The following is a 16312-nucleotide window of genomic DNA, read 5'->3' as shown; positions in this document are numbered from 1 at the left end:
GCACCTACCCGAGGGCGGGTGCTTGTCTCCGGGGGAGATTAGGCTTCCACGAAGGTCAGCAGACCAGCAGCGGAGACAGTGCTCTTCGACAGGTCAAGCAGACCAACCAGTTCAACGATTTGGTCGGTGCCGTTAACGAATGCAGCGGTTGCCGAAGCGTCGTTCACCACGTAGGTGTTACCGCTGAACTGGAACCACTTCATTTCACCAGCGGTCGTGCCAGCGGCAGCAGCCTGGAGGTAGTCTGCAAACAGCGCAGTACCGGCCAAGGTGATCTTGGCACCAAGGGTCGCAGAACCAGCGTAGTTACCGGCATCGGTGAACTTGATGGTCTCACCGACGGTGAAGTCGGTGATGGAGCCGTAGGTGTTGCCGTTGGTGATCACAACGCCATCAACACTGAACGCATCCTTGCCAGCTCCACCGGTGACCTTGGAGAGGTTGCCGAGGGTGATGGTGTCATCGCCTGCGCCTGCGTTAAGCACGTCGCCCTTGCCCAGCACAAAGGTATCAGCCTTGGCAGTACCGGTCAGGGTGATGGTTTGCGTCAACGCGGCATTTGCAGTGTCGATCGTAACGCCGGCGGTGTTGGCCGATGCATCCACCGTTTCGAGCTTGGTCATGCCAGCCGCTGCAGTGAAAGTCACCTTCTGGTCACCAGAGACACTCAGCGCCTTCAGATCGTTATCCGTCAGTGCAAAGGTGTAGTTGTTGACATCGTTCGACGTCGCAGTGGCCTTAACACCCTTGGCTTCCAGATTCACCGTCTCAACACCGGTCGCGCCAAGATTGATGGTGACAGCATTGGTCGTCACAGCGGCATCGTTGCCATCATCGGTGATAGCTTTGTTCAGAACAACGTTCAGAACATCAGCCGTACCCGTAGCGGCGTCCTTCACAGTGACGTTGAGCGTGCCGTTGTTAGCAATCGCACCAGCCAGCGTTACCGTCGAGCCAGAAGTCACGCCGGTAACCGCAGCGGTTTGTGCCGAAGTAACACCAGCGCCTGCGGTGAAGGAAGTCACACCAGCCAGTTTGCTGACATCGATGCTGTCACCCGTACCCAGTGCATCGGTGATTTCCAGCACTTCGAAGCCAGAAATCAGCGCGCGCTGTGCATCGGTATACCCAGATACCGTCGCGTAGGCAGCCTTAGCCATTGCGATGGTATCAGTACCTTCACCACCAGAGAGGGTGGCACCCGCGGTAGGGGCAGCAGACAGCGTCAGCTTGTCGTTACCGGCACCCAGGTTGACCACCGCAGTAGCAGTCAAAGCAGAGGTAATGATGCTAACGGTGTCATCACCAGCACCCGTGCTGATGTTCTTCACGTTGGCACCCACTGCGGTGATCGTGTCCTTGCCATCACCGGTGGTTGCAGTTTCCAAAACGCCCGCGGTTGCGTCCACTTTGACACCACCCTTGGCCGTGGAGGTCAGGGTCTTGAGCGCGGTAGTAGCGGTTTCAGAAACATCCAGAGAACCTTCGCCAGAAACAGTCAGCGTTTCCAGCGAACCAGCACCCGAAGTCAGCTTCAGCTCGTTGGTGCCAGTTGCAACAACCGTCATGGTCTTGACGTCATCGTTGCCTGCGGTGGCGCTCTGCAGGTTAACGTTGGAGTTGGTGATTGCGATCGTCGCCTCGGTGAACACGTTGTCGTCGAAGTTGACGTTGATTTCCTTGGCGGCTGTCGCGGACACCACACCGACGTTGGTGAAAGTGGCATTGAGTTTGGTAGCCGTACCGTTGTCGAAAGTAACGGTATTACCGTTAGCACCAGTGTGGTTCGTCACGGCGAACGTACCCACAGCACCGATGTTAGAAACAGTGGAAGCAGCGACGGCAGTGTTCACCACCGACACCTTCTCAACGCCAGTAGCAGAAGCCAGGCTCAACGTTTTGGCAGTAACGAGGAAACGAGCATCCACGTTCTCAATGTTCTTGAGAGTGGGTGCGGAATTGTCAACCAAGGTTGCCTGCAGAGTGTCGGTGCCAGCACCGCCATCCAGAACGTCGCCGTTGTTCAGCGTGTTCACTTCGGTTGCGGTGCCCGGTGCCAGCGTGATGCCGCCGACGAAGGTGTCATTGCCAGCCGTGCCGGTCAAAGTGTCCGTACCAATAGTGAGCGTGAAGGTCTGCCCCGTGGTCCCTCCAGGCGTCTGGTCGATGATCTCCTGGATCTTCTCTGGGGTGGAGACATCGGTGGTGTCCGTCACCGATGCCACCACGCTCTGCAGCTTAGTGAGATCGGTCACCTGGGAGGCCAGGGTCACGGAGTAGTATTCGGCCACTGCCACTTGGTTATCGAACTGCTTGGCAGCCTTGCCCCAGGTGGTATCGGTGCTGTCCAGGGCGTCCAGGGCCTTGATGGCCTCGAAGATCATCTGGCCGCGGGAGAGGCCGGCATCCAGACCGTTCTTCATCCAATCGATGGCCCATGCCTTGGCAGCGGCATCGGTGACGGCGTTCCCCAGGAGCTTGGTGATGAAGTTGGTGGCGAACTCCTCGTTGGTGAGGAAGCTGGGGTACAGGGAGGTGAAGGCGCCGGTAGCGGTGAGGTCCTGCACCAGTTGGGCAGGCTTGCCGGCATAGGCGCTCAGCTCGCTGAGGTAGGTGGCGCCAGGGGCGGCACCAAACATCCCCACCACGATCTTGATGATTTCTGCACGTTGTTCTGTGGTCATTGCCATACGGAACTCCCTCCTAAAACTGAGGTTATGTTGGGAAAAAGATTTCCGCCTCCGGGGGGGCAGAGCGTTCTGCGCCCACAAACAACCCAACCGGGACGAATATGGTCGCTCTCTATTCCCAACGTGCAGCGATGGCAAGCGAAAATTTTTCTTGGGAATACTTTTTGGGAGAAAATTACCCCCCCAGGTGATCCACGTCCGTATCGGCCAGGGTATAGGCCATGGCCAAGGGGGGCGCCTCCTGGGTGAGGGGGCGCAGGGCGGCGGTGGCGCCCAGGGGTTCTGGGTCGGGGGTTAGGCCTGCGGCCTCGGCTGGGGGCCGCAGGGGGTGAGCGGCGGCCAGCCAGAGTTCCAGGGGGAGGGCGGTGCTGCGGGCGAGAAGGGCCAGGGCCGAGGGAAGCAGGGCAGGGGGGAGCAGCAGGTCCACCACCCGGGTCGCCCCGGGCCGCGGGAGGGTGCAGAGGTAGCCCAGGGGCGCCGTGGGGGCGAAGGCGCGGGGGGACAGGCGGCGCAGCAGGCGGCGCAGCCGGGGTTCTTGGTGCAGCGCCCAGAGCTGGTAGGGGTGCTGGGGGTGGGAGCGGAAGCGCCAGGTGAGGAAGGCGGCGGTGCGGCGCAGGGCCGTGGCCGGGCCGTAGCGGGCATCCAGCGGGTCCACCCAGGAGAGGTCCGCATCCGGGGGCATGGGGGTGAGGGTAATGCCTGGGGCCGGGGGCGCGGTGGGGCGGCCGGTGAGGAACACGGGCTGGGCGGTGCAGGGCACGTAGCCGAGGAGGAGTTCTCCCAGGCGCAAGTGCCGCGGCCCGGGAAAGCCATAGAGGCATCGGGTGCCGCGCTGGCGGGCGGCATCCATGTGGGCGCGGGCCGTGCGTACGAAAAGGCCGGTGCGGCCGGAGAGGACCTCGCGAAAGGCGGGGTGGGAGGCGGAATCCATGGCGAGCTCCACCTGGGCTGGGGCGCCGTCCACCCGGGCAGGCACGGGCACGGTGGGGAAGGCCGCGGCCACTGCCCCGTTGGGGGCGACGGCCAGGGTGATGTGGGCCCCCAGGGGGCCGCGGTATTTCCAGGCCCACAGGCGCGGCTCCAGGGGCCGGCCAAAGGCGGCCTGCCACAGGGCGAGGATGCCGGGGGTATCGGCATCGGTCGCAGGACGGATGGTAAAGGTGCCGCGGGGGGTGGGGATCGGTTCCATCATGGCCGGGGGGTGCGGCTCCAGAGCAGGGTTTCGTAGAGGGGGCGGGGGTAGCTGCAGGCAGCAAGGAAGGCCTGGGCGGCTTCGGCCTGGGCGGTGGGAGATTTTCCGGCAAGCTCGGCGCGCAGCTGGGCAAAGCCCTGGGCTGGGATGCGGGCGGCAGCGAGGGCCAGGTCCTTGGGGTCCAGGGGAGATGTTTGGCCGTGGGGGTCCACGCTGTGGGGCACGAAGCCCAGGGAGGCGAGGGTGCTCACCAGGGTGGCGGGGTCGTGGCCGGCCTCGAGCATGGCCAGGGGCGAGAACTCGGCGAGGATGGCGAGGTTGGGGGAGGCGGCGATGGTGTGCGCAAGCCCGGCGATGACCGCAGATTCGGCGCCTTCCACATCGATCTTGAGAAAGTCCAAAGGGGCGAGGCCGAGGTGGTCGCCGGGCAAGAGCTCCACCTCCACGGCCTGGGAGCTACAGCACACCGAAGGGTAGATGCGGTGCATGCCGGCGCTTGCGGCGTGAAAGAGGCGCACCCGGCCTGCGGTGTGCCCCAGGGCGGCAGGCACCAGGCGCACCTGCCCCCGGTCCAGCTCTGGGGCAAGGTTGTGGCGCAGGAGCTCTTGGTTGGCCGGGTCGGGCTCCACGGCCACCACCAGGCCGGTGGGGCCTGCCAATTGGGCCAAAAGCAGGGTGTAGTAGCCGATATTGGCCCCCACATCCAGGCAGCGCATGCCGGGGCGCACCAGGCGGCGCACCAGGGCGGTCTCCCCTGGCTCGAAGGGGCCGTGGCCAAGGCCAAGGCTATCGGCCGGGTCCAGGACAAAGGGCCGGCCGTGCACGAGCACGTGGCCGGTGGTCCACCCATGCGCCAAGTGCACCAGACCCGGCTCCGGGGCATGGTCCTCCAGGGTGAGGGTGGCGGCGCTGACCACCTGGTCGTAGAGGTGCACGGCGTTTTCGCAGGCCAGATACACGCTCACCCGGTATTCGCCCTTGCGCAGGGGGATCTGGGGGAAGGTGACCTGGGCGGCGCCGCGGCCTTGGGGGTCGCGGGTGAGGAGCACCCCGTCGGTGCGGGAGACCACACTGGAGGCGGCCACCACCGAGCCGTAGTCGAGCACCACGCCCACTGTGGGCAGGGGAAGCTGCGGGTCCATGGTAAAGGCCACGGCCACATGGAGGTCCACGGCGCCGCTTGGGCCATGCAGGCTGCGGCCGGTGTGCTCCCCGAGGCGCACCTCCACCTGGGTGATGCGGCCTGAGCCTGCTGGTGTTGGGGCTGAGGCAGGAGGGCGCGGGGGGATGGACCCCTCCAGGGGGATGTCGGCCGGCAGCTCAGGGGTGCCGGCGGCTTGGGCGGCGAGGTGTTGGGCGTAGGCGGAGATCACCGCGCCGGGGTCGCCGAGCATGCGGCAGCGGCCGGCATGGAGCCACAGGACACGGGTGCAAAAGGCCTCCACCTGGTAGAGGGAATGGGAGCAGAAGAGGATGGTGGTGCCCTGGCGCTTGAGCTCGAGGATGCGCTCGAAGCTCTTGCGGGCAAAGGCGCCGTCACCCACGGCCAGGGCCTCGTCGATGACCAGGATGTCCGGCTCCACGGCGCTGGCCACGGCAAAGGCCAGACGCACGAACATGCCGCTGGAATAGGTCTTTACCGGCTGGTCGATGAAGGGGCCGATGTCGGCAAAGGCCACGATGGCGTCCAGGCGCCGGGCGATGTCCTCGCGCGTGAGGCCGAGGACCGCGGCGTTGAGCAGGACGTTTTCTCGGCCGGTGAATTCCGGGTTGAAGCCGGCGCCGAGCTCCAGCAAGGCGGCGATGCGGCCATGGACGTGGACCGTGCCTGAGGTGGGGGTGAGGGTGCCACAGACGAGCTGGAGCAGGGTGGATTTGCCCGCGCCGTTGTGCCCGACGATGCCGAGGACCTCGCCGTCCGCCACCTCGAGGCAGAGGTCATGCAGGGCGTGGAACTCCTGGTAGAGGCGGCGGGGGCTGCCCAGACGGGAAAGGAGCATCTGCCGGAGGCGGTCTGCGGGCCGGGCGTAGAGGTGGTAGGTCTTGGTGAGGTGCTCGAGGACGATGCGCGGTTTAGAGGACATCGGCGAATCCTTTGCGGGTCCTTTGGAACCAGGCGAAGCCGAGGCAGCACGTGACGACGGCCACCCCCAAATACACGGCCAGGGCCTCCCACTGGGGCAGGCGGCCGAGGATGAGCACGGCGCGGGTCTCCTCCACCATGAGGGTGAGGGGGTTGGCCAGGAGCAGGATGCGCCAGGGCTCGGGCAGGGCGGAGAGGGGGTAGAACACCGGGCTCAAGAACAAGGCCACGGTAAGCACCATGCCCATGAGGTGGGCCACGTCGCGCACGTATACCCCCAGGGCGGCGAGAAACCACGACAGACCCATGAGGAGGAGCAGCAGGGGCGCAAGGACCACGGGCACCAGGAGGGCCGTGGCGGAAAGCCCCTGCACCAGGGCCAGGGCTGCCATCAGGAGGGCGAATCCCACCCCGGCCTGAAACAGGGCCGCGAGCACCGGCACGCAGGGCAGGATCTCCAGGGGAAAGACGACCTTCTTCACGTATGCCGGGGTGTTCACGATGGCGTATGGGGCGCGGGACAGGGCCTCGGCCATCAGGTTGAACACGTTGAGCCCGGCAAAGAGCACGAGGGCGAAGGTCACCCCGCCGCCATCCTCCATGCCGCTCCAGCGGGCCCGGTACACGAAGCCGAAGACAAAGGTGTACACGGTGAGGAGCAAAAGCGGGGTGCACACGGTCCAGAGCATGCCGAGCAGCGAGCCGCGGTAGCGGGCGGCTACCTCGCGCTGGGCGAGGGTGGCGAGGAGGTGGCGATGGGTCCACAGGGTGCGTCCAAGGGCCCAAGGGGAGGCAGGATGGTGCATGGCGACTAGGTGGTGGGGGTGGAGGCAAGGGTGCGGGCCGTGGCCTGGCGCACGGTTTCGTAGGCTTCATCCAAGCGGGTCTGGCGGCGCAGGCGCTCTGTTGGGTCCGCCGGGACTCGGTAGAGGGAGGTGACCTTGGGCACGTAGTGGAAGTGGTTGCCCTGGGCGTAGCGCTGCCAGAGGTTCCAATCCTCGAGCACGTCCAGGGATGGGTCGAAGCCGCCGCGCTCTTCCCACAGGTGGCGGCGCACAAGCAGCGCCTGGATGGGGATGAAGTTGTGGTGGGCCAGGACTTGCGGGTCGAAGGGCTGGAGATGACCGGGGTGGAGGAGGTATTCGCCCTCGCGGATGCTGCCGTCGGCATGCACGGTGGTGGGGATCTCCAGGGCCAGACTGTAGGCGGCTGCGGCCTCGGGATGGTCGAGGAGGGCGCGCACCAAGGTCTCCAGGTGGTCGGCGTAGAGGAGGTCGTCGTCGTCGAGAAAGAGCAGGAGCGTGCCGCGGGCCTCGGCCAGGCCACGGTTGCCGGCCTCGGTACGGCCCACCTTGGGCAGGGGGATGTAGCGCACCGGCCGGGTGGTGTGGCGGGTCAGGCTCTCCACGAGCGGCTGCTGGGCGTTGCCGCCGTCCTCCACCACCACCCATTCCACGTGCGGGTAGGTCTGGCGCAGCACGGTCATGCCCGCCTGCCAGAGGAAGAACTCCCGGCCCGCCATGGTGCGGGTGATGACGCTCACCAGGGGGAGATCGCCGCAGAGCGGACAGGCCGGCACGAAGGCCCCGTGGCGGGGACGCTCATAGTCCATGCCGCGCAGCGGCGCGATGCCCACTGCCGGGTGCTGGCGGCGCTCGGCAAGCACGGCCGGCACATGGGGGAGAAAATGGCGGGCGAGATAGCGCAGCAGCTGGATGCGGGCGCCGGCAAAAGGAGAGCGCAGGAGACTGGCCCCCAGGAGGAGCGGCACCATGGCCATGTCCTGGACAGTGCCGTAGCCAAGGCGGATCAGGGCGTTGGCGGTGACGGAGCCCAGGAATTGGGCGGGCTTGACCTCCCCTGGGGTGGGGTAGGCGTGGTGGGTGATGGTGGCTGGCGGGCAGTAGCGCAGGGTGAAGCCATTGGCGCGCAGGCGCAAGGAGAGCTCCACGTCTTCACCGTAAAGAAAGATGCGCGGATCGTAGCCGCCCACGGATTGGACGGCCGCACGGCGTACGAGCACGCAGGCATGTGAGTTCCAGGTGGTCTCCCAGGTGACCGGGTGGTAGTGCTTGGGATGCTCGTAGGGCATCTGGCGCAGCTCCCAGGCTGTGGTCTCTGGGGTGTCGGCCATGGCGTGGGCCACTACCGTGGTGAGGCTGTGCGGGTGGAACTCCACGTCCGGATTGACGATGAGCACCCAGGGGGCGTTGCCCTGAGCCATGGCCTGGTTATGGCTGCGGCCAAAGCCCTGGTTGGGGCCGCGCTCGAGATGGACACCGGCGAGGCGCTGACCGGAGGTGGCGGCAAATTCCTGGAGGAGCTCCCAGGTGGGATCGAGAGATCCATTGTCCACCACCAGGAGGTGGATGCGGTCCAGGGGGTAGTCCTGGGCGAGGAGGCTTTGGAAAAAACCCGGGAGCCAACGGGCGCTGTGGTAGGTGACCAGACTGATGTCGAGATGGGGCCAATGGGTCGGGGCCTGTGGGCTCAGGAGCCCTTCCCACCCACCCTGCTGCCACAGGGCGCGGCAGGCATCCACTTGGGCCTGGTTCAGATGGGCATTGGCCGGGGAGTGGAGGCGTTGCAGCACCTGCTCGCGCAGGGTCTGGGCCGCGACTTTGGCCTTGGTCTTCCAGGATTGGGGCAGGGGAGCGGCGTGGAAGGCATGCCGGCCAAGGGCGATGAACAGGGAACCCAGGCTGCGCTCACCCCGTCGCACTGCCGCCAGGGCCCGCAGGGGGCGGGTGAGCTGCCAGGAGCGGGAGTGGAGCATCTGGTGAAGCTGGGCCTCGCGCTGGGCGAGGGTTTGGGTGAGGGTGCTGATGGCCTCGTCGCGCTGGGCGAGGGTTTGGGTGAGGGTGGTGATGGCCTCGTCGCGCTGGGCGAGGGTTTGGGTGAGGGCGGTGATCTGGGCCTCGCGCTCGGTGCTGTGGCGTTGGGCGGAGAGCAGATGCACGGTGTGGGCCGATGTTTCCTGGAGCAGGCGGGCAAGCTCTGCACCTTCCATAAGGCAGAAGGCCTCGGCAGCGCGCACATGGCGAGGAAGGCTATAGGTCCGGTAGCGGTTGAGCCCGTGGATCTGCCGGTGCAGGGCCTGGCGCCCGAGCTGGGAGGCGAAACAGGCCATGGCGCGCGCCTTATGGCCCTGCCAGGGGGTGATGTCCACCAAGAGGTTGGGCACAAGGGGGACCCCTACTTCGTAGCCGGCGAGGCGCACGGTCCCGCCGGCCATGAGTGTCGCTTTTGCCGCGGCTTGGGCGCAGGCGCGGTGGTCGCGGTGCATCTCCCATAAGGAGGGGGCGAGTACGGTGTCGGCTTCGAGCTTTCGCAGCCAATGGAGGATGCGCTGGGCAAGGTCCGGCACGTCCAGCAGATGGCCGTCGGCAAGGCCCCAAAACTGGGGTTCGCCATAGCCGAGGCAGTGCGCGGCGCAGCAGGATTCTTCCCGGCGGCAGTTGGGGGCGTCTTGCCATTTTTGGCCGTCGGTGAGGATGGCCACATGCACCGGGATCTGGGCGTGCACGAGGGCGGCGAGGGTACCGCCGCAGCCGAGGACTTCGTCATCGGGATGCGGGGCGAGTACGGCGATGACGCGGCCTGGCACGGAGGGGGAAGCAGTGGTGGGGGTGATGAAGGATTCCATGAACATGGTGCAGGGCGCCTTAGACGGAAGCGGGCCTGTTGTCTATCGCCGCACGGGCGCGAAACCACCCCCGGCCCTGGGGGCCGGAGGTGGTATGCAGCAGTGACGTATGGTTAGAAGAAGCTGGGGTCCAGGGCCACGGGCTGGCCGAGGATGGGGGTGGTGTCGGCGAAGTTCTCCGCGGCAAAGGCGAGGATTTGGGGGGCGGTGGTGAGCCCGTCGGCGGCCAGCTGCTGGATCACGTTTTGGATGGTGATGGCGTCGGCCACAGTCTTGGTGACGATCTGGTAGAGATAGGCGACGACTTCGTCGAGGGTGGCGGTGGGGGCGTAGGTGTTGAGGAATTGGGCGGCCAGAGCGTCGAAGGTTGCGGCGTTTTGGGCGGTCTTGACCCATTGGGAGAGGGTGGCGGTGGAGGGGGGCTGGCCGAAGGCGAGGGAGTAGAGGGCGTAGGCCTGCCAGGTGTCGCCGCCTTGGTAGGTATCGAGGGCATAGGCCGCATCCTGAAAGACGAGGAGGTCCGCTCCGGAAAAGGAATACTGGCCGAAGGGGGTCTGGATGGTGAGGGAATTGGTGCCGCTGACGGTGTTGAAGGCGGAATAGAAGGCATCGAGCACGGAGCTGATGGCGAAGTCGAAGACCGCCTGGATGTAGTCGTTGGCGTCGCCGACGATGGTTTTGTTGCCTGGAGTCGACGGGCTGAAGGAGAAGACGCCTGACCACGCATTCTTCGGAAGTTCATAGACCAGGTCGCCGCTTTGGGCCGTGACGGAGGAGTTGGCATCGTTGACCGTGATTACCTGGGCGATGCCCGCGCCGGTATAGCCCACGCCTTGAACGTTGGCCACAAAGAGCCCGGAGTCATAGGCCTGGTCGCCGGTGTCCGCCACGCCGATCTTGATGCTGTTGGTGCCGGTGACCACCGGGACGATGATGGAGAGGAGTTGGGAGACGCCGTCGTACTCGATGGGGATGGTCCCGGCGGTGTTGTTCGCGAAGTTGCCGACGCTCAGGTTCTCCTGGATGACACTGAGGGGCTGGGTGGGCTGGCTGTTGAACAGGGCGTAGTTGGCGCCGTTGACGATGACCGCGGCGATGTCCACGAAGGAGGAGTTCACCCACTCGGGGTATTCGTCGGAGCCGAAGACGAGGTCAAAGCGGATGGACTTGACGCTGGGGTCGACGACATCCACGCTGAAGGTCAGGATGGAGGCGTCGTGGATCTGACCGGCGCCGCTGAAGGCGGCAGTGGCCACGGCCTGGAGGTCGGCGTCCACGGCGGCGCCGTAGTCCTCGCTGTCCATAAACGATACGGTATAGGACGTTTGGGTGTTGGAGGTCGGTGGGGTGCCGTCGCCCGAGGAGAGCAGGATGCCATGACCGATGCCCAAGGGCAGCGTGCCGTCGTAGAACGAGACGGAGGTCTTGGTGGTGCTGGTTCCGCTGGCAGGGTCGTATTGGGTGCCGGTGCCGAATTTGAGGTTGACAGAGCCCGGGACAATGGACAGCCCGGTGCCGGGGACGAGGATGGCGGTAAGGAGATCGATGGAGTGATGGACGCTGGGATCGTACGGGGTGAAGGCCATGGCGGCACCTCCGGGTTGGGGTAAATAGATGATTTCTGCATCCTCCAATGGTCACGGGATGTCAATGGGCAGGCTGATTTTTTTTTTTTTGTGTTTGGCGTCGATGGTGCTCTCTGGAGGAGTTGAAGATGGCTAGGGTAGCGCCCAGGGAGTATGGGTATCAGGACGGAGGAACGAGGGACGGCATGCAAGGACACGAACGAGCACGGACCAACGCTTTTGATTTTTTGCGGCTGCTGGGCGCCATGCTGGTGTTCGTGAGTCATCATTTTGCGCTGCAGGGGTTTGCGGAACCCATGGTGGGCGGCTGGACCACCTTTGGCGGGCTCGGGGTGGCCATGTTTTTTTCCATCAGTGGGTATTTGATCACCCTCAGTTGGATGCGGGATCCCCATTGGGGGCGTTTCGCTGCGCGGCGTATGCTCCGTATCCTCCCCGGACTGGTGGTCGTTGTGGTCCTGTGCGCATTGGTGCTGGGGCCCTGGGTGAGCACCCTGCCCGTGCTCCAGTACTATGGGCACCCCCAAGTGCGCGCCTATTTCCTCAATATCCTCTTTTTTCCCGTGTATTCGCTCCCCGGGGTGTTCGGCGCCAATCCTTACCCCCACGCGGTCAATGGTTCTTTGTGGACCTTGCCGCTGGAGTTTTTTTTGTACTTTGCCATGACCTTGGTGCTGTTGTTGGAGGCCGTCCGCCGCAGTCCATGGATACTGGCCGGGGGCGCAGTGGTGGTGGCGGCCCTGGGACATTGGGCCTTGGCGACCCATGCCCCCATGGTGGTGTGGGGCTCGGATGTGCGTTTTTTGGGGATGCTCGCCCCGTACTACATGATGGGAAGTTTTTGGGCCCTCTGGGGGCGGCGGGAGATGCTCTCCGTGCCTGTGGCTGTTCTTTTGGGGGCAGTGCTGTGGGGTGCGTCCGGGGTGGTGCAGCAGATGCTGGCGGTGGTGATCATCCCCTATGCCACTTTGGCCGTGGGGTTACGGTCGTGGCCGGTGGTGCGTCACGCCGCCCGGTGGGGAGATTTTTCCTACGGGCTCTATATCTATGCCTTTCCCATGCAGCAGCTCTCCATTGCCCTCTTGGGGGCCCAGGCAGGCCATGGGTCCCTGTTTGTCCTGAGTTTGGGGTTGACCCTGCTGGGAGCGGTTTTTTCCTGGCATGTGGTGGAGGCACCGTGGCTGGCGCGCAAACCGCGGGCGGCGTATGGTGACGGCACCAGAAGAGGGGAAGCCCAGATGCCCCTCGGCTAGCATGCCCTGGTGGTGTCCACGAGCGCTGCTGGAGTGCGGGCGAGGATGTAGATGTCCAGCCACACCGACCAGTTGCGCACGTAGTAGGTGTCCAGGGCCACGCGCTCGGCGTAGGTGGTGCTGGATCGGCCCGAGATCTGCCACAGGCCGGTGAGCCCGGGCCGTACCTTGCAGTACAGGGCAAAGCCGGTCTCCCCGTACTTGGGAACCTCGTCCCAGACGATGGGCCGCGGGCCCACCAGGGCCAAGTCTCCCTGAAGCACGTTCCATAGCTGCGGCAGCTCATCGAGGCTGGTGCGCCGCAAAAAGCCCCCCACGCGGGTGATGCGCGGGTCATGGCGCAGCTTGTGGCAGGTTTCCCATTCGTGCTGCAGGCTGGGATCCTGGGCCAGGGCCTCGGTCAGGAGACGGTCGGCCTGCGGGTGCATGGTGCGGAACTTCCAGATGCGGATGTCGCGGCCGCCGCGGCCGATGCGGCGGTGGGCAAAGAAGATGGGCCCGGGGGAGGTGAGGCGCACGGTCAGGGCGATGGCGGCCATGAGCGGCAGGATCAGGGGCAGGACCATGAGGGTGATGGCGAGATCGAGCAGGCGCTTGAGGCGCTGGCGGTGGGGATCGAGGAGCTTCATGCGCACGTCCACCAGCAGGGTGCCTGCCACATCGGCGGTGTCGGTCCACAGGGAGGGCAGCGCCGGCAGCTGCGGCACGAGGAGCACGCGGCCAAAGCCTGCCAGCGGGCCCTCCAGCAGGGCCTCTACCTGGTCGGCTTCCACCAAGAGGATGGCCACACCTTGGCGCGGCGGCGGCAATGTGCCCTGGGTGCAGGCGCCGCTGGGATCCATGCGCGCCACCGGGGTGATTCCCAGCTCGGGATGGGCAAGGAGGGTTGCCTTGAGCTGCGCCGTGGATGCGTCCGCGCCCACGAGCACTGCGGCCTGCCCCCAGCGCCCCTGGCGCAGGCAGAAGCGCCGGACCAGGGCGCGGGCCAGGGGAACGGCGGCCAGGCCTGCCCCCCAGGCCATGGCCATGACCCCGCGGGAGTACAACGGCCCGTGCTTGGCGAGAAACGAGAGCACCACCAGCAGGGCAAAGCCCAGGGAGATGCTTTGGCACAGGCGCTTGAGGGCGTCGGGCGGGGCGATGAGGGTGCCGGGATAGAGTCCCTGCAGGGCGAAGAGGCCGGGAAAGAGGAGCACGAAAGGCGTGACTTCGGCGTAGAGGGCGAGGGCAAATGCACCGCCCAAGGCCCAGCGCACGAGCACCGCGGCCCAGCAGGCAACGAGCAGGCTCATGATGTCCGCGGCCAGGAGGACGAGGGACGTGGTGAGCGGCGAGAGGGGGCGACGGGTCATGAGCGTTTTCCCTGCTGGAAGGCGAGATACTTGACCACCGTGGCTGCGAGGGCGCGGGGCAGGGCAAGCGGCGCGTGCCGGATGAGGTGGCGCAGCTCCGCAAGCACGTAGGCGCCGCCGGAAGCGGTCATGCCGGATGCCGCCTCCAGGATCCAGGGGTTTTGGGCGAAAAAGCGGCCGATGGCCTGGTAGCGCCGCCACAGTTGGGCAAGGCTCAAATGGTGGCCGTGCCACACACAGGCCTCGGCGGCGTAGGCCACGGCGTAGCCGGCCAAAAGGGCGCGGGCGGCGAATTCCATGTCTTCGTTGGTGGCAAGGCCGGGGGTGAAGCCGCCCAGGGCGCGGAAGACGCTTGCCCGGTAGAGGCAGCAGACATTGGAGGCGAAAAAGGCATGGATACCCAGGCGCGGGATGTGGGCGCGGGTGCGCACCTGGGAGTGGGGCGGATAGTGATAGAGGCGGGCGAAGCGCTCCTCGGGCCGGCATTGGCAGGGCGGCAGGTGGCGGCCGTAGGCCATGGCCACCTGGGGATCCCCCATGGGCGCAAGCAGGGCAGGGATGAGGTCGCGGCCGGCGGGCACGGCGTCCTGGGTGAGGAAGAGATAGAAGTCTGCCGGGTATTCCAGGGCCAGGTTGCGGGTGGTGGCGTGGTTGAAGGCTTCGGGGGCGATGGCGCGTACCTGGGCGCCGTGGCTGCGGGCGCGCTCCGGGGTGCCGTCGGTGGAGGCGGTGTCGAGCACGAGCACCGGGGTCCCGCGCAGGGCCTGGAGGGTTTGGGCAAACCGCGGGCCGGCATTGCGGGTGGGGATGACGGCAAGCACCGTCGGGGCGGTGGCGGCACGGGAAGAAGCGGCAGCCTTCTTTGCCGCGCACGGAGATTGCCTCACGCCACCTCCCAGCCCACGATCTGGCGCAGGCTTGCGCTGAATTCCACGCCGACTTGCAGGAGTTTTTCCACCTCTGGTGCGGCGCGGTACTTGGCGGCGTAGTCCTTGGCCATAAGCTGGGCCAGGGCCTCGCCGGTGGGGGCGTCGCCGTCCACCACCTTGAACTCGAAGAGCCATACGGTAGATCCGGCGCGTAGCATGAGGTCCAGGCGGCCCTGCAATGAGGTGTCCTCCGCGGTCATGGGGAGCCCCAGGCTCGCCAGGTGGCTGTAGAACACGCTGGCGAAGTAGCCTTCGTACTGGGCGATGGGGCTTTTGCGGTACCAGTCCGTCGGGATGCTGGTATAGAGGCGCTGGAAGTGCTCGTGCAGGGCCGCTGCGTCGCCGGCGCGCAGGATGCGGAAGATCTCGCCCAGGCTTTGGCGGGGGCGCGAGGGAAGCCATGCCTGCTGGAGCGCCTCGTTGAGGGCCATGCGCACTTCGCGGTTGGGCACGCCCAGCTGGTACTCTTTCACGCCGTCATAGTCGTGCACCCCGGTGAGGGTGAGGTACCCGGTCTGCCAGAGCAGGGCCTCGGGCTCGATGTGCTCCACATCGAAGGCGGAGATGAGCTGCTCGCTGGCGTAGAGGCGCTCCAGCTGCGGGGTATAGAAGTGGTGGCGGGCCAGCCACTGCACAAGAAAGCGCGGGGTGGCGGTCTCGAACCACCAGGCACGGAACTCGCGCTTGTCGAACACGAGCAGGACATCGAAGGGGTTGTAGACCCGCTGCGGCCCGCCCCAGCTATAGCCGCTATACCAGTCGCGCACCATTTCCCGGGAAAGGGGGCGCCCCTCCTGCGCTGCTGCAGTAAATTCCGGGGCGAAGACCGTGTCCAGGTCCGCCTCGGTATAGCCGCAGAGGGCGGCGTAGCGGTCGTCCACGGTGATGTCGTTGAGGTTGTTGAGCCCGGAAAAGAGGCTCACCTTGCTGAATTTGGACACCCCGGTCAAAAACACGAAGCGCAGGTCGGCATCGCGGCCCTTGAGTACGGAGTAGAGATTGCGCAGTCCCTCGCGCATCTCGGCGGCGATCTCCGGGTGGGTGAGGTTATCGAGGATGGGTTTGTCGTATTCGTCCACCAAGACCACGGTTCGCTCTCCAAAGCGTTTTGCCGCACCGATGATGATATCCTCGAAAAAGCCGACGATGGTTTTCTTGGATGAAGTTACCCCAAGCTGCGCCGCGGTATTGTGGAGCTGCTCCCAGATACGGGCCTCCAATTCCGCCCGGCTTTGGAGTTGGCCGGAGGCAAAGCTGATGCGGATCACCGGGTGGCGTCTTTCCCAATCCCAATGATTTTCCAGGTACAGGCCGGTGAAGAGCGTGCGATTGCCGGCAAAGGCCTCGGCCAGGGTGTCGAGGAAGAGGGATTTGCCGAAGCGCCGCGGCCGGGAGAGAAAATAGTACTTCCCGCTTTCGGCAAGGCTCGCCACAAAGGGCGTCTTGTCCACGTAGTAGTAGCCTTCGCGCCGGATCTCGGCAAAGGTCTGGATGCCGATGGGCAGTTTCTTGCGCGCCATGGGGACCTCCAGGTGGGAAGAGGCGAGGCTTTTCGTGTACCCACGAGGGCGGGAGAAGTCA

10 protein-coding genes are annotated in these 16312 nt (G+C 65.6%); 1 reads left to right on the top strand and 9 read right to left on the bottom strand.

Going from position 1 to position 16312, the window contains the following annotated elements; all coding sequences use genetic code 11:
* Nucleotides 1–38: 38 nt before the first annotated feature.
* From QMF81_RS09740 to QMF81_RS09715, 6 genes are all read right to left on the bottom strand, one after another.
* On the bottom strand, nt 39–2690 hold the full coding sequence (locus QMF81_RS09740) for a hypothetical protein (RefSeq protein ID WP_281750615.1): 2652 nt from the start codon (nt 2688–2690) through the stop codon (nt 39–41).
* Nucleotides 2691–2865: 175 nt separating this feature from the next.
* Nucleotides 2866–3882, bottom strand: coding sequence for a GNAT family N-acetyltransferase (locus QMF81_RS09735; protein ID WP_281750614.1), 1017 nt, complete (start codon nt 3880–3882; stop codon nt 2866–2868).
* Nucleotides 3879–5966, bottom strand: a complete 2088-nt coding sequence (locus QMF81_RS09730; RefSeq protein WP_281750613.1) for an FkbM family methyltransferase — start codon at nt 5964–5966, stop codon at nt 3879–3881. Before QMF81_RS09730 ends, QMF81_RS09735 begins: the two co-directional genes overlap by 4 nt.
* Nucleotides 5956–6771: an ABC transporter permease gene (locus QMF81_RS09725; RefSeq protein ID WP_281750612.1), complete on the bottom strand. Its 816-nt coding sequence runs from the start codon at nt 6769–6771 to the stop codon at nt 5956–5958. Before QMF81_RS09725 ends, QMF81_RS09730 begins: the two co-directional genes overlap by 11 nt.
* A 5-nt stretch (nt 6772–6776) precedes the next feature.
* Nucleotides 6777–9617 (bottom strand): glycosyltransferase, encoded by a 2841-nt coding sequence (locus QMF81_RS09720; RefSeq protein WP_281750611.1) that lies wholly within the window; start codon nt 9615–9617, stop codon nt 6777–6779.
* Nucleotides 9618–9724: 107 nt separating this feature from the next.
* Nucleotides 9725–11197: a choice-of-anchor L domain-containing protein gene (locus QMF81_RS09715; RefSeq protein ID WP_281750610.1), complete on the bottom strand. Its 1473-nt coding sequence runs from the start codon at nt 11195–11197 to the stop codon at nt 9725–9727.
* A 185-nt stretch (nt 11198–11382) separates the two neighbouring features.
* Between QMF81_RS09715 and QMF81_RS09710 the strand changes: the two genes are divergently transcribed.
* Nucleotides 11383–12450 carry an acyltransferase gene (locus QMF81_RS09710; protein WP_281750609.1) on the top strand — a complete coding sequence of 356 codons (1068 nt, stop codon included), beginning with the start codon at nt 11383–11385 and terminating at the stop codon, nt 12448–12450.
* On the opposite strand, the gene wbaP is transcribed toward QMF81_RS09710, so the two are convergent.
* From wbaP to QMF81_RS09695, 3 genes are read right to left on the bottom strand one after another with little or no spacing between them, the layout of a single operon-like run.
* Entirely contained in the window at nt 12447–13802 is a 1356-nt protein-coding gene (wbaP, locus tag QMF81_RS09705; protein ID WP_281750608.1) for an undecaprenyl-phosphate galactose phosphotransferase WbaP, read from the bottom strand. The genes QMF81_RS09710 and wbaP overlap by 4 nt on opposite strands.
* Complete coding sequence (locus QMF81_RS09700) at nt 13799–14689, bottom strand: glycosyltransferase (RefSeq protein ID WP_281750607.1); 891 nt, start codon at nt 14687–14689, stop codon at nt 13799–13801. The genes wbaP and QMF81_RS09700 overlap by 4 nt, the downstream gene beginning before the upstream one ends.
* Complete coding sequence (locus QMF81_RS09695; RefSeq protein WP_281750606.1) at nt 14686–16251, bottom strand: ATP-binding protein; 1566 nt, start codon at nt 16249–16251, stop codon at nt 14686–14688. Before QMF81_RS09695 ends, QMF81_RS09700 begins: the two co-directional genes overlap by 4 nt.
* Nucleotides 16252–16312: the final 61 nt, after the last annotated feature.

Origin of the sequence: Thermodesulfomicrobium sp. WS (genome assembly GCF_027925145.1) — a bacterium.
GTDB lineage: Bacteria > Desulfobacterota > Desulfovibrionia > Desulfovibrionales > Desulfomicrobiaceae > Thermodesulfomicrobium.
The sequence above is the reverse complement of the archived record's forward strand: the minus strand, read 5'-3'. Positions and strand labels throughout refer to the sequence as shown.

Excerpts from the sequence above, each read along its gene's own strand:
- QMF81_RS09740 (WP_281750615.1), bottom strand. The coding sequence starts at position 2,690 with ATGGCAATGACCACAGAACAACGTGCAGAAATCATCAAGATCGTGGTG.
- QMF81_RS09735 (WP_281750614.1), bottom strand. The coding sequence starts at position 3,882 with ATGATGGAACCGATCCCCACCCCCCGCGGCACCTTTACCATCCGTCCT.
- QMF81_RS09730 (WP_281750613.1), bottom strand. The coding sequence starts at position 5,966 with ATGTCCTCTAAACCGCGCATCGTCCTCGAGCACCTCACCAAGACCTAC.
- QMF81_RS09725 (WP_281750612.1), bottom strand. The coding sequence starts at position 6,771 with ATGCACCATCCTGCCTCCCCTTGGGCCCTTGGACGCACCCTGTGGACC.
- QMF81_RS09720 (WP_281750611.1), bottom strand. The coding sequence starts at position 9,617 with ATGTTCATGGAATCCTTCATCACCCCCACCACTGCTTCCCCCTCCGTG.
- QMF81_RS09715 (WP_281750610.1), bottom strand. The coding sequence starts at position 11,197 with ATGGCCTTCACCCCGTACGATCCCAGCGTCCATCACTCCATCGATCTC.
- QMF81_RS09710 (WP_281750609.1), top strand. The coding sequence starts at position 11,383 with ATGCAAGGACACGAACGAGCACGGACCAACGCTTTTGATTTTTTGCGG.
- wbaP (WP_281750608.1), bottom strand. The coding sequence starts at position 13,802 with ATGACCCGTCGCCCCCTCTCGCCGCTCACCACGTCCCTCGTCCTCCTG.
- QMF81_RS09695 (WP_281750606.1), bottom strand. The coding sequence starts at position 16,251 with ATGGCGCGCAAGAAACTGCCCATCGGCATCCAGACCTTTGCCGAGATC.